Source organism: Kitasatospora sp. NPDC090091, from assembly GCF_044747365.1.
Lineage (GTDB): Bacteria > Actinomycetota > Actinomycetes > Streptomycetales > Streptomycetaceae > Kitasatospora.
The window spans coordinates 129,410-147,930 of sequence record NZ_JBIVDY010000018.1; the positions used below are offsets into that span (position 1 = coordinate 129,410).

Genomic DNA, 18,521 nt, shown 5'->3' on the forward strand with positions numbered 1-18,521 from the left:
GGGCCAATTGCGGCGGAATTGGCGTGGGATTCGAGGGCCCGGCGGAGTCGGACTTCTCCGGCGCGGCCAAGGACTCCAGCTGCGTCAGGACGCCGCGTGGAGGGTCGGCGAGGACGGCATGCCGGCGTGGTGGGCCAGGGCGGCCGCCTCGCCGCGTGAAGTGACCTCCAGCTTGGCCAGGATGTTGGCGACGTGGAACTTCACCGTGGACTCGCTGATGTGCAGCGCACCGGCGATCTCGCGGTTGCGGCGGCCCCGGGCGAGCTGGTCGAGGACCTCCAACTCCCGTGGCTGCAGGGCCGCGAGCGGGTCGACGGCGACGGGCGCGGTCGGCAGGTGCAGCGGCAGGTCGACGGTGACCGTGGTGCCCCAGCCGGGGACGGCGTCCACGGTCAGCCGGCCGGCCAGGGCGGCGACCCGGTCTGTGGTCCGGTGCACGGCGAGGGCGTCCGGGGCGAGCAGGCCCGGGCCGTCGTCGCGGACCACGGCGCGCACGGAGTCCGCGGTGCACTGCCAGCTCACGTGCAGACGGGTCAGGGCGTCCTGCTCCAGCATGACGAGCACCGCGGAGCGGACCGCCGCCCGGGCGGTGTGCGCGGTGTCGGCCGGCACGGAGCGCTCCCCGGCGGCCGGGGGCAGCAGATCGAGCCGGACGGCGCTGTGCCGCAGCAGCGGGCGCAGCTCGTCGGCGAGCCGGGCGAACGCGGTGGCGGCGGGCTGCTCGCTCAGCTCGCGGTCGAGCTCGGCGCCGGCGCGGAGGTCGAGCAGGGCGTCGACGGCGAGTTCGGTGGCGCTGCGGCGGGCGGTCGCGTCGTCCAGGGCGGCGGAGCGCAGTGGCGCGAGGATCGCGGTGAGGGCGGACGCGTGCGCGCCGCTGAGCTCGGCGATCGCACGGGCGCGGGCGCCGGCCGAGGCGCGCGAGGCGGCGGCGTGCACCGGGGCGGCGTCGGTCGCGCGGTGGTGCGAGTGGGTGGTGACCAGCTCCCAGAACTGCTGCAGCACAGCGAGCGTGCGGTCGGGGAGGGGCGCGGACACGGACACGGACACGGACGCGGGCAGCGGTGCGGGCCGGGCGTCCCGGCCCGGCCGGCGCCGGGGACCGGGCGCGGCACCCGGCGGCTCGGCGGCCTCCCGGACCAGGACCAGCAGCGCGCCGCTCGTGCCGGCCGGAGCCGCGGCGACCGCCACGGCGGGCCGGGGCCGCCCCGCCAGCACCGCCTCGCCCTGCCAGGGGCGGCCGGGCTCGACGCTCTCCGCCAGGTGGGCCAGCTCCAGCGCGGTGATCCGGCCGGCCAGGTCGGCAGGCCCGGAGGCGTTGGTGGGGGAGTGCGTGCAGACGCCGCTGAGCTGGGCGGCCGCGGTGTGCGGGACGAGGTCCGCGAGTACCTCGGACAGCCGGGGCAGCATGGCCGGCCGAGGCGTCCGCAGCACCTCCACGGCGCGCGCCAGGGCGCCCTCGGGCCGCTCCCAGGACGGCCGCTGTCGACCGGAGTCCGCCCTGTCCGTCGTGCCTGTGGTGCCCGCGCTGTCCGCGCTGCCCGTGCTGTCCGTGGTGCCCGCCATGGCGTCCAGCGTAGTGGTGTCGTCACCGCGCCGGCCCGGCCGTTCGGACAGGTGGAACCGGCCGAACGGCGGGCCGGTCCCCGTCCGCCGCCACCACAGGATGGATCCCGTCGCCACGGCGAACTCCCCGACACACGAAGGACGGTGGGATCCTCATGACCACGAACGCAAGCACCGCCGGCAGCACCGGCGCCGGCTCCGGCACCCGCACGACCAGGGCCATCGGCTTCTCCGAGTACGGCGGCGCCGAGGTGCTGCGCCCGATCGACGTCGAGCTGCCCGCCCCCGGCCCCGGCCAGGTCCGGATCGCCGTCCGCACCGCGGGCGTCAATCCGGTGGACCACAAGCTGCGCGCCGGTGCGATGACCGCACTGTTCCCGGTCACCTTCCCGGCCGTCACCGGCTACGAGGCGGCCGGTGTGGTGGAGGCGGTCGGCGAGGGCGTCACCGCCTGGCGGGTCGGTGACGAGGTGTTCGGCCTGACCTGGGGCGGCGCGCACGCGGAGCACGTACTGGCGGCGGCGGACAAGCTGGCCCGTAAGCCGGCCGGGCTGGGCTGGGCGGAGGCCGCGGCGATCCCGCTGGCGGCGGAGACGTCCTGGCGCGCGCTCGCGCTGCTCGGCGTCGAGAGCGGGCAGACGCTGCTGGTGCACGGCGCAGCGGGCGGGGTCGGCACGGTGCTGCTGCAGTTCGCCCGTTCGCGCGGGATCCGGGTGGTCGGCACCGCGAGCGAGGCCAACCACGAGCACCTGCGGGCGCTGGGCGCGGTCCCCGTCGCCTACGGCGAGGGTCTGGCCGAGCGGGTGCGGGCCGCCGCGCCGGAGGGGGTGGACCGGGTGCTGGACGGCGCCGGCCGGGGGGACGTCCTGCCCCTCTCGATCGAGCTGGCCGGCGGGGCGGAGAACGTGCTCACCATCGCCGACTTCGAGGGCGCGGCCCGGTACGGGGTGCGGTTCAGCGGGGGCACGGAACCCGAGGAGTACCACCGGGAAGCCCTGGCGGGCGCGCTCGCCCTGCACGAGGCGGGGGAGCTGCGGCTGCCGCTGCACCGGGTGTTCCCGCTGGCCGAGACGGCCGAGGCGCACCGGGTGAGCGAGCACGGGCACCTGCGGGGCAAGATCGTCCTCGCGGTCGGCTGAACGGGTCGCCGGCCGGCCGGATCGGCGCGGGTGCGTCAACTGTGACGCCTATGAGTCTTTCTGACGCCCGGTCGGTAGTGTCCGGTGCCATGACTGAGCTGAGCGGACTCTCGCAGGGCGGTGTGCCGGCCGCCGGACGGCTGGCCGGCAAGGTGTGCGTGGTGACGGGCGCGGCGAGCGGCATCGGGCGGGCGGTGGCCGAGCGCTTCGCCGCCGAGGGGGCGGCGGTGGTGGCGACCGACATCGACCGGGACGGCCTGGGGCGGCTGGCGGGCGCGCTGCCGCAGGCCGTCACCACGGTGGTCGGCGACGTCTCGCGGGACGACGACGCCCGCCGCATGATCGGGGCCGCCGTCGAGCGGCACGGCCGGCTCGACGTCCTGGTGGCGAACGCGGGCGTGATCCCGCTGATGGAGATCACCGAGGCGGGCGCCGAGGACTGGGACCGGGTGATGGCCGTGGACGGCCGCGGGATGTTCCTGACCTGCAAGTACGCCGTGGAGGCGATGGCAGGGGCGGACGGATCGGGGGCCGCCGGGCACGGGGGTGTCGGCGGCGCGATCGTCTGCGTCTCCTCGATCTCCGGTGAGGCGGGTCAGCGCGGCCAGGCGGTCTACGGACCGGCCAAGTTCGTGGCGTCGGGGCTGACCAAGCACCTCGCCGTGGAGTGGGCCTCCCGCGGCATCCGGGTCAACGCCGTGGCCCCCGGGACCATCACCACCGAGCGGGTCCGCCGGCTGCAGGACGAGCCGGGCGGCCCCGAGTACCTGGCGGCGATCGAGAAGCTGCACCCCATGGGGCGGTTGGGCGACCCCGCCGAGGTGGCCGCCGCAGTGCTCTTCCTGGCCTCCGACGACGCCTCGTTCATCACCGGCGCCGTCCTGCCGGTGGACGGCGGCTACCTGGCCCAGTAGCGGCGCCCCGGGCGCCCGGGGCCGTGCGCGCCCGCGGCCCCGGGCGCCCGGGGCCCCGGGCGGGCTCAACCAGGCCCCCGGCCGGTCGATCGCCGCCCGGTGGCCGGCGGCGTGCCCAGCTCGGCGGGCTCGCCGGAGAAGCCGACCTCACCGCGGTGGAGCACGTGGACGACGCCCGCTCCGGCCAGGCCGGGCGGCAGCGACTGCGTGGCGAGGACGACCGTCCGGCCCTCGGCCGAGGCCAGCGCGAGCAGGTGTGCATGCAGCCGCTCGGTGACGCCCGGGGCCAGCCCGCGGTCCGGTTCGTCGAGCAGCAGGAGCCGTGGGCCAGTACTCAACGCCCGTGCCACTGCGACGAGTTGCTGCTGCCCGCCGGAGAGCGTACCGGCCCGGCGGGGGAGCAGCGCGGTCAGCTCCGGAAAGAGCTCCAGCGCCTCGTCGGTGGCGGCGGGCGCAGGGGCCGGTCCGGTGCCGCTCCGGGCCAGGCCGAGGTGTTCGGCCACCGTGAGCGAGGCGAACACGGCCCGCTCCGCCGGCACCAGCGCCAGACCCAGCCGCACGCGCCGGTGGACGGAGAGCGTGGTGACGTCCCGTCCCCGCCACTCCACCCACCCGGCGGCCAGGCGCACCACCCCGGCCAGCGCGTGCAGCGCGCTGGTCCGGCCGGCGCCGTTGCGGCCGAGCAGGACCGTCACCGCGCCGGCGGGGAAGGCGAGGTCCACGCCGTGCAGCGCTTCGAGCGGGCCGTAGCGGACCCGGGCGGCGTGCAGGGCGGCTTCGACGGTCACGGGTGCGGGTCGCCTCCTCGCCGGTCCGGACCCTGCCGGTCCGGACCCTGCCGGTCCGGTCCGCGCCGGTCCGGCCCCCAGGCCCGGGCCACCCGGGCGTCGGCGAGCACGGCGCCGGCCGGGCCGTGGGCCACCACCCGGCCGTCGGCCATCGCGTAGACGGTGTCGGCGAGTTCGGCCACCAGGTCGGGATCGTGCTCGACCAGCAGCAGCGCCATGCCCCGGTCGGCCAGCCCGCGCAGGACGGCGACCAACCGGGCGGTCTGCGCCGTGTCCAGGCCGGCCGCGGGCTCGTCCAGCAGCAGGACGCGCGGGTCGCCGGCCAGGGCGCGGGCGAGCTCGACCAGGCGCAGCACCCCGGTCGGCTGCTCGCCGGCCGGCTGTGCGGCGAGCTCCTGGACGCCGACCAGGGCCAGCGCGCGTCCGGTCGCGGCGTCCACCGCGCGAGCGTCCCGCCGGGCGCCGGGCCGCTGTTCGGCGCCGACCCGGACGTTGTCCGCGACCGAGAGCGTCGGGAAGACGGCGATCTGCTGGAACGTCCGGGCCAGGCCGATCCGCACCCGGGCGTGGGCCGGCAGCCGGGTCACCTCCCGCCCGCCCAGCAGCACCCGGCCGGCGTCCGGGCGGACCGTTCCGGCCAGGCAGTCGAACAGGGTGCTCTTCCCGGCGCCGTTCGGCCCGATCAGGGCGGTGATCCGCCCCGGCGGCGCGGTCAGGTCGACGCCGGCCACGGCCTCGATCCCGCCGTAGCGGCGGACCAGTCCGCGTGCCGTCAGGCGGGCGGCGGCGCCGGGCCGGGAGCCGGTGGCCGGACGGGCGAGGCCCCGGCTCACGGGTCGGCCCCCGCCGCGGGGCCGTCCGCCCGCCGCGCCGCGATCAGCGCGCGGACCCGCCGCCCCGCCGGGGTGAGCCGCCCGGGCGCGAGCGAGGCCGCCGGCCCCGCCACGACGGCTGCCGCCCCGTCGGCCCCCGGCACCGCGGCGGCGCCCGCCCGGCGCTGCGGCCGGCGGGCCGCCAGCCGCTCCGCCAGGCCCGCGAGGCCGCCGGGAAGCCGGCCGATCGCCGCCGCGAGGAGCCCCACCGCGACCGCCGACACCCCGGCCGTCGTGCCCGCGTCCAGCCCGATCAGCAGCGCGGCGGCCAGCACCGCCCCGAGTGCGCTGTCCGCACCGGCCACCACCACCGCCGCGAACCAGAGCAGCCCGCGCACCGGGTCGAACGAGGCGGCGTCGAAGGCCCGCCCGGCCAGGCCCATCAGGCCGCCGCCGAGCGCCGCCAGCGCCGCCCCCGCCACGAAGGCGAACAGCTTGAGCCCGGGGACGTTCACCCCCGCCGCGACCGCGCCCGGCTCGTGGTCGCGCATCGCCGTCAGCGCCCGGCCCGGCCGCCCCCGGTGCAGCCCGTGCACCACCGCCAGGCCCAGCCCCAGCAGCAGCAGTTCGGCGAGGTAGAAGGCCCGGTCGCCGGCCAGGAAGCCGGGCCGGTCCAGGGTGAGCCCGGTGGTCGCGTACGGCTGCTGGAAGACGAACCGGCTCATCGCCGTCCCCACGGCGAAGGTGACCAGCGCCAGGGCGAGCCCCCGGCGCCGGATCGCCGGCCAGCCGGTCAGCAGCCCGAGCGGCGCCGTGGCCAGGACGGCGAACAGCAGCGCGGGCGCGGCCGGCAGTGGCGGCACGCCGGGGATCCGCCCCGACATCAGCAGGGCCGTCCCGAGCGAGCCCAGCCCCGCGTACCCGGCCTGGCCGAGCGAGATCTGCCCGCCGTAGCCGGTCACCACCACGACGGAGAGCAGGACGAGGGCCAGCGCCGGCACCAGCAGCGCGCTGCGCAGGTCGTTGCCGCGGAAGCCCAGCGGCAGCAGGAGCAGCACCAGGCAGACCGCCCCGGCCGCGCGCCCCCCGGCGGCCGCGCCGTCGCGCCCGGCGCGGCGGGCGGGCAGCGGGGCGCGGTCGCCGTACTCGCCCGCGATCCCGGGCCCGGCCAGCAGGGCGGTGGCCAGCAGCGCCACCACGAAGAGGTTGGCCTGCAGGGCCTGGACCAGCGGCAGCAGCTGCCCGGTCGGGCGCACCCTGGTCAGCTCGGCCTGCGCGATCCCGAGGGCGAGACCGGTGGCCACCGCGACCGGGATGCTGCGCAGCCGTGCCGCCACCGCGACGGCGATGGTCTCCATCACCAGCAGCGGCAGCCCGTACGGGTCGAGCAGCAGGTAGGGGGCGAGGGCGATGCCGACCAGTCCCGCCGTGAGCGAGCCGAACGCCCAGCCGGCCGCGGACACCCGGTCGGCGTCCACCCCGGCGAGTCCGGCCAGCCGGCGGTCGTCCACCACGGCGCGCAGCCAGAGGCCGAACCGGGTGAACCGGGTGATCGCGGCCACCGTGATCCAGAGGACGGCGATCGCGGCGAGCTGCGCCACGGTGTCCGGGCGCAGGCTGTGGCTGCCGGGGAGCGGGATCGGCGTGCCGCCGAAGGGCGAGGGCGCGCCGCCCAGCGGGGAACTGCCCCAGACCAGCACCACCAGGCCGATGAGCAGCACGAACACCCCGATCCCGGCCACCGTCGTCTCGGCCACCCCCGCCCCGCGCCGCTGCAGCGGACGGTAGACCAGGACGTCCAGCAGCACCCCGAGCGCGGGTGCGACCAGCAGCAGGCAGCACGCGACGGCCGGCCAGACCGGCCACTGCCGCACCACGACGAGGTCGCGCAGCAGGTAGGCGACGAGCATGGCCTGGGCGCCCTGGGCGATGTTGAGCACGCCGGTGGCGCGGTGGCAGACCACCAGGCCGATGCCGCTCAGCGCGGCCGCGCTGCCGACGGTGAGCCCGGCGAGGGCGAGGTCGACGGTGAGGCCGAGGGAGTCGAGGGCGGGGACGTCCGGCACGGGGACCGCCGCTTCAGCCGGCCGGCGGGGCGGACTCGCCCGGACGGGTGGGGCGGGGGTGCTCGGCGGGGTCCTGGGCGGGGTCGGGGCGCGGGCCGGGGGCGGCGGGCCCGTCCGGGCCGTGGGGGGCGACGGGGGCGACGGGGTCGCCGGGCTCGCAGATCCGGCAGGGCGTGAGCCGGCGCACCCGCACGGTGGCCGCGTCGACCGGTTCGGCCCGCGACTTGCCGGCCACCAGTGGGCAGTCCGGGCGGTGGTAGAGGGTTCCCTCGGGCACGGCCAGCAGGACGGCGCCGCCCGGTGCGGCAGCGCCGGCCGGACGCGGGGCCGCCGGGTCGGCCGCGGTCGGCCCGGCGGCCGTCCGGTCGGCGGGCTCGACCAGCAGGGCGTACAACTGTTCCACCCGCAGGTCGGTCAGGTCGGGGCGGCCGGTTCCCTGCCGTTCCGGCGGTTCCTGCGCGGGGCCGCCGGACGGGCGCAGGGCGAGCAGGACGGCGCCCGCCACGATCAGGGCGGCGCCCGGGATCGTCGACGACGCCAGGTAGGGGATCTGCTGCTCGGCGAAGCTCTCGCCCGACACCCCGTACCAGCCCAGGACGCAGAGCGCGGCACCGGCGGCCGCGACGATCCAGCCGAACCACTCGCGCGCGTCCCGGACCATCCGCCCCGCGCGCACGGCGGGTCGCCGCGGCCCGGTGCCGCGTCCGCCGGGCTCCCCCGGTGCGGCGCGGTGGGCGATTTCCCGCTCGGATTGCGATTCGTCCATGGATCCGCCTTGATGGTGTCACTTGCGACATTTCCAGCATCGACCTGGAACAGCATCCGGACATCGGCAGAGCGGGCCGCGCGGACTCCACCCGCCGCCGTCGAGAGGAACACCATGCACGTGAGGAAGAGCGACCCCCACGAGACTCACGACCCCCACGACACCCACGGCGCCCCGGTCCGGCACGGCGCCCCGGTCCGGCGCTGGGTGGGCGTCCTGCTGGCCCTGCTGCTGGTGGGCACGGTGGCCGCGTGCAGCAGCAGTGAGTCCAGCTCCTCGGCGTCCCCCTCGCCGACCCTCCCCACGGCCGCCACCGGCTCGCCGACCGCGGGCGGGACCGCCAGTCCGACCGCCGGGGCCACCGCGCCCGCCGACGTGGCGGCCGCCAAGAGCCAGGTCACCGCCAACTGGGAGAAGTTCTTCGACCCCAACACCTCGATCCCCGACAAGGCCGCACTGCTCCAGAACGGTGACCAGCTGCTGCCGGTCCTTGAGGGCTTCTCCCAGGACCCGCGGGTCGGCCAGGTGAAGGCCAGGGTCACGGACGTCTCGTTCAACTCGGCGACCGAGGCGACCGTCACCTACGAGCTCTCCCTCCAGGGCAACGTGGTCGAGCCCAGCGCCACCGGCCAGGCCGTGCTGGAGAACGGCACCTGGAAGGTGTCCCGCGCCAGCCTCTGCGGCCTGCTCACCCAGGCCGGCGGCGCGAGCGGCACCCCGATCCCCGGATGCAGCTGACGGCGGGCGCGTTCCCCCGGGCCGCCGACGTGTCCGGTCGTCGGCGGCCCGGTGCCGCGCGGTTCGGCGCCGGGCTGTTGGCGGCCGTCCTGCTGCTCGCGACCGGCTGCGGCACCCGGCTGCCGGACAGCGCGTTCACCTCCCGCCCCGCCTCCGGCCCCGGCACCTCCGCGGGCGGCAACCCGGCCTCCGACACCGGGGTCACCGCCTCCGAGATCCGGATCGGCATCGTCACCTCGCTGACCAGCCCGGTCGGCAGCGAGGTGTTCAGCGGCCCGCGCTACGGCGCGCTGGCCTTCGTCCAGGCCCTCAACGACCGCGGCGGCCTGCACGGGCGCACGGTCAAGGTGGTCACCTGCGACGACGGCGGCAGCGGCATCGGCAACCAGGACTGCGTCCACCGCCTGATCGACCAGTCGCACGTCTTCGCCTTCGTCTCCGGCAGCGTGCTCGACTACGCGGGCGCGCCGTACGTCAGCGAGAAGGGCGTGCCGGACGTCGGCGGCCAGCCGATCGGCACCGCGTACGACCGCTGGCCGCACCTCTACGAGATCTACGGCAACAGCGCGCCGCGGGACGGGAACGCCGTCGGCTGGAACGGCACGCTCTACCAGACCACCGAGGTGTACCGCTTCTTCAAGGAGCGGCTCGGCGCGCGCAGCGCCGCCGTGGTCGCCTACAACCAGGCCGACTCGGCCCGCTACGCCGCGCAGCTGCGGGACGGCCTGGAGGCGGAGGGCTACCGGGTGCTGACCCAGACGGTCGACTTCGCGCTGCCGAACTTCCAGGCGGTGGCCGCGGCCGTCCGCGCCGACGGCTCGCAGCTGCTCTTCGACGCGATGGACACCCGCGGCAACGCGGCGCTCTGCCGGGCGCTGGACGACGCGGGCGTGCGGGTCGAGGCGAAGGTGACCAACGTGCAGAACTGGTCCGAGACCGTCCGGCGGGACTACCAGGCCTCGCCCACCTGCCGGAACGTGCTCTGGGCCACCTCGTCCAGCCTCAACTACGAGGACGTCGACCACCCGCCGGTGGCGCAGTTCCGCGCCGCGATGGCCAAGTACTACCCCGACCGCGAGCCGCTGCTCTCGGCCTGGGAGCTGGAGGGCTGGGCGGGCGCGCAGTGGCTGACCGATGCGATGGACTCCTGCGGGGCGGACCTCACCCGGGCCTGCGTGGAGCGGTTCATGAACCGCCCGGAGCCCTACGACGCGCACGGGCTGATCCTGCCCGCCGACTTCGTCCCGCAGCCCCCGCCGAGCGGGCCGACCCGGGCCTGCCTGAACGCGGCCCGCTGGCAGGACTCCGCCCAGGGTGGCAAGGGCGGCTGGGTCACCCAGGTGGCGTCGATGACCTCCACCTGCTTCGAGGTGCCGCAGCTGCCGTACCGGCCGTGACGCGGGCAGAGCCCGGCCGGCCGTGGCCCCGGCCGGCCGGGAGGCCTCAGCCGCGGCGGGGGAGCCGCTCCACCATGACCATCGCCGCGTCGTCGTCCATCCGGCCGCCGACATGGGCCAGCAGGTCGCGGCGGAGGCGGTTCAGCAGGACCTCCGGGCGCTCGGAGCGCCAGGCGTCGACGCGCTCGGTCAGCGGGTAGAAGCGCCGCTCCGGGTCGCGGGCCTCGATCACACCGTCGGTGTAGATCAGCAGCCGGTCGCCGGGCAGGAACGGGAAGACCTCCACCTCGTACTTGGTGGGGGCGAGCTCGCCGAGCCCGAGCGGTGGCGCCGGGTGGCGTGCGTTCAGGACGGTGATGCCGTCGGCGTTCAGGAGCAGTGGGGGCGGGTGGCCGCAGTCGATGAGGCGGAGCACCGAGTCGTCGTCCGGGATGTCCAGGATGACGGCGGTGATGAAGGACTCGCCGCGGTCGTCCGCGGCCGCGCCGCCGCCGTCGCCGTCCGAGCCGGACCCGTCCCCCCGGCCGAGGCCTGCGGCGGTCTCCGCGCTGCGCTCCAGCCCCCGGCCCAGCTTCTCCAGGCTCAGGTCCAGCCCGCGGTCCAGGCTCCGCTGCAGCCCGTGCCCCCGCTCCCGGCCGTGGGCCGGTGCGCCGTCCCGTCCGGCGTCCGGGTAACGGTCCTGGTCGCCGAGCTGGGCGAGGTCCCAGCAGACGCTGCCGTCCAGGTAGCCGGCGAGCTCGGGGAGGTCGGCGTGGAGGTGGGCGGCGGCCCGGAAGGCGCCCAGCAGCAGGGCCGCGTCGCCCAGCGAGGAGAGGCCCTTGCCGCGGACGTCGCCGACCAGCAGCCGGGTGCCGCCGGCCGTGCGGGCCGCCGCGTAGAGGTCGCCGCCGACCTGCGCCTCGGCCTCGGCGGCCAGGTAGACGGAGGCGAGGTGGAGCGGCCCGATCCGCTCCGGCAGCGGGCGCAGCAGGACGCGCTGGGCCGCCTCGGAGACCGTCCGGACCTGGGCCAGCTCGCGTTCGTGCTGGTCGCGCAGCACGCGCAGGCCGACGATCAGCGCCGAGACGGCGATCAGGGCGCCCAGCTGGGTCTCGTGGTTGGCGGTGGTGATGCCGTCGCGCAGGAACCCTATGACGGTCAGCGCGGCCAGTGAGAGCAGGGCGACGACGGTGGTGGCGCGGGCGCCGGCGAAGGAGGCGGTGATGGCGGGGGCGACGATCAGCAGCGGGCCCAGGTGGATCTGCGAGGGCGCGAGGACGTCGACGATCGAGATCACCGCGATGAGCGCGAGCGGCAGCACCGTCAGCGCGCGGCGGCCGGGCCGCCACGACGGGCGGCGGTCGTGGGGACGCTGCCGAAGTGGCACCTCTCCTCTGTACACCGTCCGGGCGGTGGGGCGCACTTCGGCGGCCCCGGGCGGGTCCCGGCCGGCCCGGGGAGTCCGCCGGACGCCCCGGGGCGCGGCGGTGGTCAGCCCTCGGCGCCGTAGCGGGCGAGGTAGTCGGCGAACCGGGCCACGTCCTCGTCCGACCAGTCGGTGAAGCGGGCGGTGAAGGCCGCCCGGCGCTGCTCGTTGGCGTCGCGGAGCAGGGCGAGGCCCGCCTCGGTGGTGCCGAGGATCTGGCCGCGCTGGTCGTCCGGGTCGGTCTCGCGGCGCAGCAGGCCGAGCTTCTCCAGCGCGGTGACCTGGCGGCTCACGGTGGACTTGTCCAGCATGAAGTGGGAGGCCACGTCGGCGGCCCGGCAGCCGCCGCGCTCGTTGATCAGGTCGAGGATGCTGTAGGTGACCAGGGAGAGGTCCGGGTGCAGCTGGCTCGCCTTGTGGCGGGCCCGCCGGGCGAAGGCGGTCAGCTCGCGCTGGATGGTGTCGATCGACGTCTCGCGGCCGGGCACGGCTTCCTACCTCCTCGGAAATTTGTTGCACTATACAACGGATTTGCCGGGGTCGGCGGCCGGTCCGGGCGCCGACGCCTGCCAGGCGCGGGCGGCCGCTGTCCGGCGGGTCGCGCTCGGGTGAGTGGCGAACAGTAGCTCAAGCACCCGGGGCGGGTCGACGTCCGAGACGTTGGTCACTGCCAGTCTGCGCTGCATCGCGATGAACTGCTCCGCGTCCGAGGTGAGTTCGAGGGCGTGCCGGTCGGCCCGGACCTCGACCCGGCGGCTCACCGCGCACTGGACCGGGCCCGACAGTGCGCCCAGCAGGGCCGCGCAGGCGGCCAGCAGCGGCAGCGCGCGCGGATCGGCCGCGTCCGTCGCCCCGGCGGCCGAGAGCAGCGGCCCCCAGTCGGCCAGCAGCCCGAGCACGACCACCACGAAGGCCGCCCCCACCGCGCCGAGCACTGTGCCGGTCAGCACGTCCCGGTGCTTCACGTGCCCCAGCTCGTGAGCCACCACCAGCTCCACCTCGCGCGGCTCGGCGGTGGCCAGCAGCGTGTCGTACACGACGATGCGGCGGGTCGCGCCCAGGCCGGACACGTACGCGTTGAGCGCCGTCGTCCGCCGCGACGCGTCCGCCACCAGGACGTCCCGCACCCGGACGCCGTCCTGCTCGGCGAGCCCGAGCAGGGCGTCGCGCAGCGGGCCGGGCGGCATCGGGGTGAACCGGTTGAACACCGGCTCGACCAGCAGCGGGTAGAGGAAGGAGAGCACCGCGGTGAGCAGCGCCGCCGCGCCCGCGGCCGGGATCCACCAGTACCGGGGCGACCGGGCGGTCAGGGCGAACAGGCCGAGCGCCACCGGCAGAGCAAGGACGAGGCCGAGCGCCAGGCCGCGCAGCGCGTCCACGGCCCAGCCTCCCCAGCCCTGGGTCACCAGGCCGAACCGGGCCCGGACGGTGCGGACGCCGGCGCCGAACGGCAGCTGCACCGCCTGGCCGAGGACCACCAGTGCGGCCGCCCCGGCCAGCACCTCCGCGGTGCGGGAGCCGCCGAACCAGCCGCCGACCGTGGTCACCAGTGCGGCGCCGGCCGGGGTCAGCCCGAGCAGCAGGGCGAGCGCCAGCCCGGCCAGCCGCCCGCCCAGCGCCCAGGGCAGCTGGGCGCGGCGCAGCGCCCGGCCGCGGGCGCGCTCGGCGGGGGTGAAGTCGCCGGCGGCGGTCGCGGGGGTGGGAGGGGGAGCGGCGCCCGGAGCCGGGCCGGCCGAGTCTGTCATCTGCTGTCCGTCACCCGTCATCTGCTCGTTGTCGGTTGCCGGCGGGCCGGGGCCGGGGCCAGGGGCCGGGAGCCCGGCGGGGGCCGTTGCCGGTGGGCCGGTCGGTCGCGGCCGGTCGGTCCGGGACCAGCATGTCACTGCTCGGCCGGGCCGGGGAGGCGGTGCGTCCGCGCGGACGCACCGCCTCCCCGGCCCGGGCGGTCCCGGCCGGCGGTCGAACGCGGTGTGGACGCGGGGCGAAGGAGCCGCGGGGGAGTGACGTAGGCTGACCGCTCTTGGACCGACCTCGGGGGGATCACTCATGCGCCGTGCCGCGGCCGCCGTCGCACTGCTGCTCGGGCTGGTCCCGCTCGCCGCCTGCGGCCCCGACGACCCCGACCCGGCCCCCGCCAGGGCGGCCGACGCCGCCCCGCCCCCCACCGCCGCGGCCACCGGCGGCGCCGCCCCCACCGGAGCCGCCGCGCCGAGCGGCGCCGCGGCCGCGCCCCGGCCGGACGGCAGCATCACCGTGGCCTTCGCGGGCGACGTCCACTTCGAGGGCCGGACGGAGTCCCGGCTCGCCGTGAAGGCCCCCGAGCAGGCGCTCGGCCCGATCGCGCAGACGCTGGCCGACGCCGACCTCTCGGTCCTCAACCTGGAGACCGCGATCACCGACCGCGGCGCCCCGGAGCAGAAGACCTACACCTTCCGCACCTCCCCCAAGGCGCTCGGCGTCCTCAAGGACTCCGGCGTCGACGTCGTCTCGATGGCCAACAACCACGCGGTGGACTTCGGCGCCGACGGCCTCGCCGACACCCTCGCCGCCAAGGAGTCCTCGCCCATCCCGGTCGTCGGCTTCGGCCGCAACGCCAAGGAGGCGTACGCGCCGTACGTCAGCACGGTGCGCGGGGTGAAGGTCGCGGTGGTCGCGGCCAGCCAGGTCGAGGACCTCACCAACCAGAAGTGGCGCGCCGGCGCCAACAAGCCGGGCATCGCCTCGGCCCTGGACGTTCCTGCGCTGGTCAAGGCGGTGGAAGCGGCCAAGAAGCAGGCCCCCGTGGTGCTCGTCTACCTGCACTGGGGCGAGGAGGGAAAGGCCTGCCCGACCGGCGCCCAGACCGCGATCGCGAAGAAGCTCGCGGCGGCCGGCGCCACCGCCGTGGTCGGTACGCACGCGCACACCATGCTCGGCTCGGGCATGCTCGGGAACACCTACGTCGGCTACGGCTTCGGGAACTTCCTCTGGTACGGGACGTCCAACTACGCCTTCTCCAACGAGACCGGCGTCACCACGCTCACCGTCTCCAAGGAGGGGAAGGTCACCGGCGAGAGCTTCGCCCCGGCGACCGTCGACGACCGGGGCGTGCCCGTCCCGCAGAGCGGCGCCGCCGCCGAGGCCGCGCTCAAGCGCCGCGACGGCCTGCGCGGCTGTACCGGCCTGGCCCCGGCGCCCGCCGCGCACTGACCGGTGTCGTCGAGCGCCGATCCGGGGTCGGGCGCAGCTAAAGTGGCGTCATGCCGGGCAGCGCGGCCTCCGGGACGGCCCGGACGGGCCGGCGGGCAGGTCCCGGGAGCACCGCCGAGGAGGCCGTGAGGTGATCGAGGCCGAGCTGAAGGCCGTGGTGCGGGAGCCGCGCGCGGTGCTGCGCCGGTTGGAGGCGGCACACGGGCCGGGGCGCTCCGAGGTGTACCGGGACACCTACTACGACGCGCCGGACGGCGGACTGATGGGCGCCGACCATGAGTTGCGGATTCGGGTGGTGGAGGGTGCGGACGGCGGGAGTCGCGCGCTGCTCACGTACAAGGGCGCCCGGGTGGATGCCGCCTCCGGGTCCAAGCCGGAGCACGAGACCGAGGTGGCGGACGTCGAGGCCGCGCACGGGATCGTGCGCGGCCTCGGGTTCGTCCGGCGCCTCGCGTTCGAGAAGCGCTGTCGCAGCTACGCCTTCGGGTACGAGGGCCGGCCGATGCTGGCGACCCTCGTCCGGGTGGCGCGGTTGGACGGGGTCTTCCTGGAGGTGGAGACCGCCGTCGAGGCGGCGGAGGGGCTGCCGGCCGCGCTCGCCGACGTCCGCCGGGTGATGGCCGAACTCGGCCTGGGGGATGGGGACTTCACCACCGAGCTGTACACCGATGCGGTGGCCCGGCAGGAGGGCCGGCCGGACCGCTGAGGCGCGGGCCGCGGCGGCCCGTCCGCCGGAGGCCGGCCGGCCCGAACTCCCGCCTCAGCCCTTGTGGTCGGCCTCGCCGTGCTTCCAGTAGCCCTTCGCCTGCACGTGCTCGCGGGGGAGGGCCCAGTCGGTGAGGAGGTGGCGGCGGACGGCGGCGACGGCGCCCGCCTCGCCGGCCAGCCAGGCGTGGGTCCCGCCGGGGATGTCCACGGCGCGGACGGCGTCGGCGAGCAGCCCGCCCTTGGGGTGGGCGGTGCCCGCCCGGGGCAGCCAGGTGGTGGTGAGCTCGGCGGCGGTGTCGACGGGCAGGGTATCGGCCGGTTCGGCCACCTCGAAGTAGGCGGACACCCGGACGCCGGGCGGGAGTTGCTCCAGGATGGTGAAGGCGGCGGGCAGCGCGCTCTCGTCGGCGGCGAGGAGGATGTGCGTGGCGCCGTCGAAGGCGGGCCGCCGGCCGCGCGGTCCGGCCAGCCGGATCGGCTCGCCGGGACGGGCCCGCGCGGCCCAGCGGGCGGCGGGGCCGTTGCCGTGCAGGACGAAGTCGATGTCCACCTCGCCCTCGGCCGGCCGGTGCCGGCGGATGGTGTAGGCCCGGGACGCGCCGTCCGGGGTCGCCAACTTGACCCACTGGGTGGGGTGTTCGATCGCGAGGTCGGCCAGCTTGGGGCCGGCCAGGGTGAGCCGGAGGAGGGTGGAGGTCAGCGGGGAAACCGCGGTGACCTCGACGTCGAAGGTCGGACGGGGACGCTTGAACATGGTCGCTCCAGAGCCGGCCCGGGCGTGACACGGGCCGGAGGTGGGAGGGGAAGGGGTCAGCGCGCGGGCTGCCGGCCGAGCTGCTGGTCGAGCAGCGCGTCGACGAACGCGGCGTCGAGCGGGCGGCGCAGCACCAGGGCGCGGTGGTAGAGCGGGGCGAGGACGGCGTCGAGGACGGCGGCGGCCCGGTCGTCGTCGGCGAGGCCCAGGCAGGTGCGGACGTTTGCGACGTCCCGGGCGCGGAGCTCGTCGAGGAATCCGCTGTGCAGCAACTCTGCCGTGCGCGGGTCGAGTTGTGCGTGGCCGAGGAGGGCCTGGAGGACCCGGCCGGCCGGCTCCTCGCCGAGGAAGGCCGCGAAGCGGTGGACGTACGCGCGTACGTCGGCGGGGCCGGACGGGTGTTCGGGCCAGCCGAGGGCGCTTCCGCCGTCCAGGACGAGGTTGTCGAAGAGGATGTCGACCTTGGACTTCCACCAGCGGTAGATCGTCTGCTTGGCGACCCCGGCCGCGGCGGCGATGCCCTCGATGGTGAGGCCCTCGAAGCCGTACTCGACCAGGAGGTCGTCCGCGGCGTTCAGCACGGCCAGGCGCGCGGCCTCGCTCCGGCGGCTGCCGGCGCTGCGGCTGCCGGTGCCTCCGGTGGCGGCGCTGCCGGCGGTCCGGGCGTTCCCGGTGCTTCCGGTGGCGGGGCTGGGCTGGGCGGCGATGGTCCTGGCGTCCTTGTGGGCGAGCCGTGCGGGGCGTACGGGGTTCGCGCGGCGGTCGGGCGGGTCGGTCGGGGCCATCCTCTCACGCCCCACTCACGACGCCTCGGGGGCACCGGCCGCCGGCCGCACCCGGTTTCGGAGCAGGCCGGCCGCGACCACGAGGGCGAGCGCGGCGACCAGCGCGCTGAACGTGACACCGGCCGTGCGCAGGTCGGTGACCTGGATCAGGACGCCGACGCCGACCACCGGCACCGACAGCATCGTGTAGAGGACGGCGAAGAAGGTGGAGATCGCCTCGCCGCGCCGCTGCGGTGCGACGCCGTTGTTCACCGTGCCGAGCCCGGTGCCGACGGCGGTGCCGGTGGCGAGGCCGTTGACGCAGGCGCCGATCAGCAGTGGCGCGAGCGTCGAGGTGAGCAGCGCGGTGGCGATCAGTGCGGACGCCAGGACCAGTCCGGCGCAGGCCGTCGGCAGCGCGCGGGGCGCGGGCAGCACCCGGGCCAGCAGCTGGCCCACGGCGGTGCTGGCGAACGCCAGGCAGACGACCAGGCCGGTGAGCGCGGGGCTGTGCACGTCCAGGACGGTGGCCAGGAAGAGGCCGCTGACCGAGGTCAGCACGCCGAGCACGGCGAAGCCCGAACCGCCGGTCAGCGCGGCGCGCAGGAAGGCGGGCCGGACGTCGGCCGGGACGCGCAGCCGCTGGAAGCGCAGGCGGAAGCCCGCCGGGGAGCTCACGGTCTCGGGCACGGCCGGCAGCGCGATCAGGGCGACCGCGGTCAGGGCGAGCGTCACCGTCCACGGCAGCTGCAGCGGTGCGTCGGTGTCGACCCAGGTGGTCAGCAGGCCGGAGAGCAGGGTGCCGCCGGCGAGGCCGCCCATGTTGGCGGCGAGCGCCACGGTCTGGGCGCGCAGGCGGCGCTCGGGCGGGGCGAGGTCGAGCAGTGCGGCGGTCGCGGCGCCGGTGACCAGGGCGGCGGCGAGGCCGGAGAGGACGCGGGCGGCGAGCAGCCAGGGCAGCGAGTCGGCGGCCTCGAAGAGTCCGGCGGCGCCGGCGGCGAGCAGCAGGGCGCCGGCCAGGACGGGGCGGCGGCCGATCTCGTCGGAGAGCCGGCCGAGGGTGAGCAGTCCGGCGACGACGCCGAGGGCGTACACGGCGAAGATCACCGTGACGGTGAACGGCGAGAAGCCGAAGGCGTGTTGGTAGAGCGGGTAGAGCGGGGTCGGGACGGTGGTGCCGGCCATCGTCACCCAGAAGGCGAGGGCGATGGCGGCCCGGGCCAACGGGTCGGTGCGGGGCGAGAGGGCGGCCGGGGCGGGCGCGCCGGAGGGGGCCGGCGACTTGGCCGGCGTCGGCCCGGCGGCCTCGGGCGCCGGGCCGGTGCGGGGCGGTGGGGTGGTGGTCACGGGGCTCCTCGGGAGTGGGGCGGCGAAAGTGGACGCAACGTTGCGTCTACGTACCTCGATCGGGACGCTAGCACTGGACGCAACGTTGCGTCTACTTTCATGGGCGTCCATCGCGCCGGGCCGGGGTCGGCCCCGCTTTCGCCAGTTGACGACCCCGCAGGAACTGCACGA

General features: G+C 76.6%; 16 protein-coding genes and 1 pseudogene. 6 read left to right on the top strand and 11 right to left on the bottom strand.

Annotation, left to right across the window (positions count from 1 at the left end; all coding sequences use genetic code 11):
• Positions 1–84 precede the first annotated feature (84 nt).
• Complete coding sequence (locus tag ACIPSC_RS28460; RefSeq protein WP_400829220.1) at positions 85–1,680, bottom strand: LuxR C-terminal-related transcriptional regulator; 1,596 nt, start codon at positions 1,678–1,680, stop codon at positions 85–87.
• A gap of 38 nt (positions 1,681–1,718) precedes the next feature.
• Here ACIPSC_RS28460 and ACIPSC_RS28465 point away from each other — a divergent pair, with 38 nt between their 5' ends.
• Both ACIPSC_RS28465 and ACIPSC_RS28470 read left to right on the top strand, forming a co-directional pair.
• Positions 1,719–2,702 carry an NADP-dependent oxidoreductase gene (locus ACIPSC_RS28465; protein WP_400829222.1) on the top strand — a complete coding sequence of 328 codons (984 nt, stop codon included), beginning with the start codon at positions 1,719–1,721 and terminating at the stop codon, positions 2,700–2,702.
• Between the two features lie 89 nt (positions 2,703–2,791).
• Positions 2,792–3,616 carry an SDR family NAD(P)-dependent oxidoreductase gene (locus ACIPSC_RS28470; protein ID WP_400829223.1) on the top strand — a complete coding sequence of 275 codons (825 nt, stop codon included), beginning with the start codon at positions 2,792–2,794 and terminating at the stop codon, positions 3,614–3,616.
• Positions 3,617–3,681: 65 nt separating this feature from the next.
• Here the strand turns inward: ACIPSC_RS28470 and ACIPSC_RS28475 are convergent, their stop codons facing one another.
• The 4 genes and pseudogenes from ACIPSC_RS28475 to ACIPSC_RS28490 all read right to left on the bottom strand — a co-directional run.
• A complete protein-coding gene (locus tag ACIPSC_RS28475; protein ID WP_400829225.1) occupies positions 3,682–4,404 on the bottom strand; it encodes an ATP-binding cassette domain-containing protein in 723 nt (240 codons plus the stop codon).
• Positions 4,401–5,237 carry an ABC transporter ATP-binding protein gene (locus ACIPSC_RS28480; RefSeq protein WP_400829227.1) on the bottom strand — a complete coding sequence of 279 codons (837 nt, stop codon included), beginning with the start codon at positions 5,235–5,237 and terminating at the stop codon, positions 4,401–4,403. Before ACIPSC_RS28480 ends, ACIPSC_RS28475 begins: the two co-directional genes overlap by 4 nt.
• Positions 5,234–7,282, bottom strand: a complete 2,049-nt coding sequence (locus ACIPSC_RS28485; RefSeq protein ID WP_400829229.1) for an ABC transporter permease — start codon at positions 7,280–7,282, stop codon at positions 5,234–5,236. The genes ACIPSC_RS28480 and ACIPSC_RS28485 overlap by 4 nt, the downstream gene beginning before the upstream one ends.
• A gap of 145 nt (positions 7,283–7,427) precedes the next feature.
• Positions 7,428–7,943: pseudogene (locus ACIPSC_RS28490) on the bottom strand (hypothetical protein); the annotation flags it as partial.
• A 219-nt stretch (positions 7,944–8,162) separates the two neighbouring features.
• Between ACIPSC_RS28490 and ACIPSC_RS28495 the strand changes: the two are divergent.
• Both ACIPSC_RS28495 and ACIPSC_RS28500 read left to right on the top strand, forming a co-directional pair.
• Positions 8,163–8,786, top strand: coding sequence for a hypothetical protein (locus ACIPSC_RS28495; protein WP_400829231.1), 624 nt, complete (start codon positions 8,163–8,165; stop codon positions 8,784–8,786).
• A complete protein-coding gene (locus ACIPSC_RS28500; RefSeq protein ID WP_400829233.1) occupies positions 8,777–10,183 on the top strand; it encodes an ABC transporter substrate-binding protein in 1,407 nt (468 codons plus the stop codon). Before ACIPSC_RS28495 ends, ACIPSC_RS28500 begins: the two co-directional genes overlap by 10 nt.
• 46 nt (positions 10,184–10,229) lie before the next feature.
• On the opposite strand, the gene ACIPSC_RS28505 is transcribed toward ACIPSC_RS28500, so the two are convergent.
• From ACIPSC_RS28505 to ACIPSC_RS28515, 3 genes are all read right to left on the bottom strand, one after another.
• Positions 10,230–11,549, bottom strand: coding sequence for a PP2C family protein-serine/threonine phosphatase (locus ACIPSC_RS28505; RefSeq protein WP_400829235.1), 1,320 nt, complete (start codon positions 11,547–11,549; stop codon positions 10,230–10,232).
• A 104-nt stretch (positions 11,550–11,653) separates the two neighbouring features.
• Positions 11,654–12,076 carry a MarR family transcriptional regulator gene (locus ACIPSC_RS28510; protein ID WP_238862314.1) on the bottom strand — a complete coding sequence of 141 codons (423 nt, stop codon included), beginning with the start codon at positions 12,074–12,076 and terminating at the stop codon, positions 11,654–11,656.
• A gap of 30 nt (positions 12,077–12,106) precedes the next feature.
• Positions 12,107–13,333, bottom strand: a complete 1,227-nt coding sequence (locus tag ACIPSC_RS28515) for a M48 family metalloprotease (RefSeq protein WP_400829237.1) — start codon at positions 13,331–13,333, stop codon at positions 12,107–12,109.
• A 301-nt stretch (positions 13,334–13,634) separates the two neighbouring features.
• Between ACIPSC_RS28515 and ACIPSC_RS28520 the strand changes: the two genes are divergently transcribed.
• Positions 13,635–14,777 (top strand): CapA family protein, encoded by a 1,143-nt coding sequence (locus ACIPSC_RS28520; protein WP_400829239.1) that lies wholly within the window; start codon positions 13,635–13,637, stop codon positions 14,775–14,777.
• Positions 14,778–14,907: 130 nt separating this feature from the next.
• Positions 14,908–15,483 (top strand): class IV adenylate cyclase, encoded by a 576-nt coding sequence (cyaB, locus tag ACIPSC_RS28525; protein WP_400829241.1) that lies wholly within the window; start codon positions 14,908–14,910, stop codon positions 15,481–15,483.
• A gap of 54 nt (positions 15,484–15,537) precedes the next feature.
• Here the strand turns inward: cyaB and ACIPSC_RS28530 are convergent, their stop codons facing one another.
• Genes ACIPSC_RS28530 through ACIPSC_RS28540 form a run of 3 tightly spaced genes read right to left on the bottom strand, consistent with a single transcriptional unit; the run spans position 15,538 to position 18,350 of the window.
• Positions 15,538–16,239 (bottom strand): siderophore-interacting protein, encoded by a 702-nt coding sequence (locus tag ACIPSC_RS28530; RefSeq protein ID WP_400829243.1) that lies wholly within the window; start codon positions 16,237–16,239, stop codon positions 15,538–15,540.
• A gap of 56 nt (positions 16,240–16,295) precedes the next feature.
• On the bottom strand, positions 16,296–17,024 hold the full coding sequence (locus ACIPSC_RS28535) for a TetR/AcrR family transcriptional regulator (RefSeq protein ID WP_400829245.1): 729 nt from the start codon (positions 17,022–17,024) through the stop codon (positions 16,296–16,298).
• 15 nt (positions 17,025–17,039) lie between these two features.
• The gene (locus ACIPSC_RS28540) at positions 17,040–18,350 is read right to left on the bottom strand and encodes an MFS transporter (protein ID WP_400829247.1); all 1,311 of its coding nucleotides are present in this window, start codon (positions 18,348–18,350) and stop codon (positions 17,040–17,042) included.
• Positions 18,351–18,521 lie beyond the last annotated feature (171 nt).

Bases quoted from the DNA above. Each gene is read 5' to 3' on its own strand.
- ACIPSC_RS28500 (WP_400829233.1), top strand. From the start codon at position 8,777: ATGCAGCTGACGGCGGGCGCGTTCCCCCGGGCCGCCGACGTGTCCGGT.
- ACIPSC_RS28515 (WP_400829237.1), bottom strand. From the start codon at position 13,333: ATGACAGACTCGGCCGGCCCGGCTCCGGGCGCCGCTCCCCCTCCCACC.
- ACIPSC_RS28530 (WP_400829243.1), bottom strand. From the start codon at position 16,239: ATGTTCAAGCGTCCCCGTCCGACCTTCGACGTCGAGGTCACCGCGGTT.
- ACIPSC_RS28470 (WP_400829223.1), top strand. From the start codon at position 2,792: ATGACTGAGCTGAGCGGACTCTCGCAGGGCGGTGTGCCGGCCGCCGGA.
- ACIPSC_RS28535 (WP_400829245.1), bottom strand. From the start codon at position 17,024: ATGGCCCCGACCGACCCGCCCGACCGCCGCGCGAACCCCGTACGCCCC.
- ACIPSC_RS28465 (WP_400829222.1), top strand. From the start codon at position 1,719: ATGACCACGAACGCAAGCACCGCCGGCAGCACCGGCGCCGGCTCCGGC.
- ACIPSC_RS28520 (WP_400829239.1), top strand. From the start codon at position 13,635: ATGCGCCGTGCCGCGGCCGCCGTCGCACTGCTGCTCGGGCTGGTCCCG.
- ACIPSC_RS28495 (WP_400829231.1), top strand. From the start codon at position 8,163: ATGCACGTGAGGAAGAGCGACCCCCACGAGACTCACGACCCCCACGAC.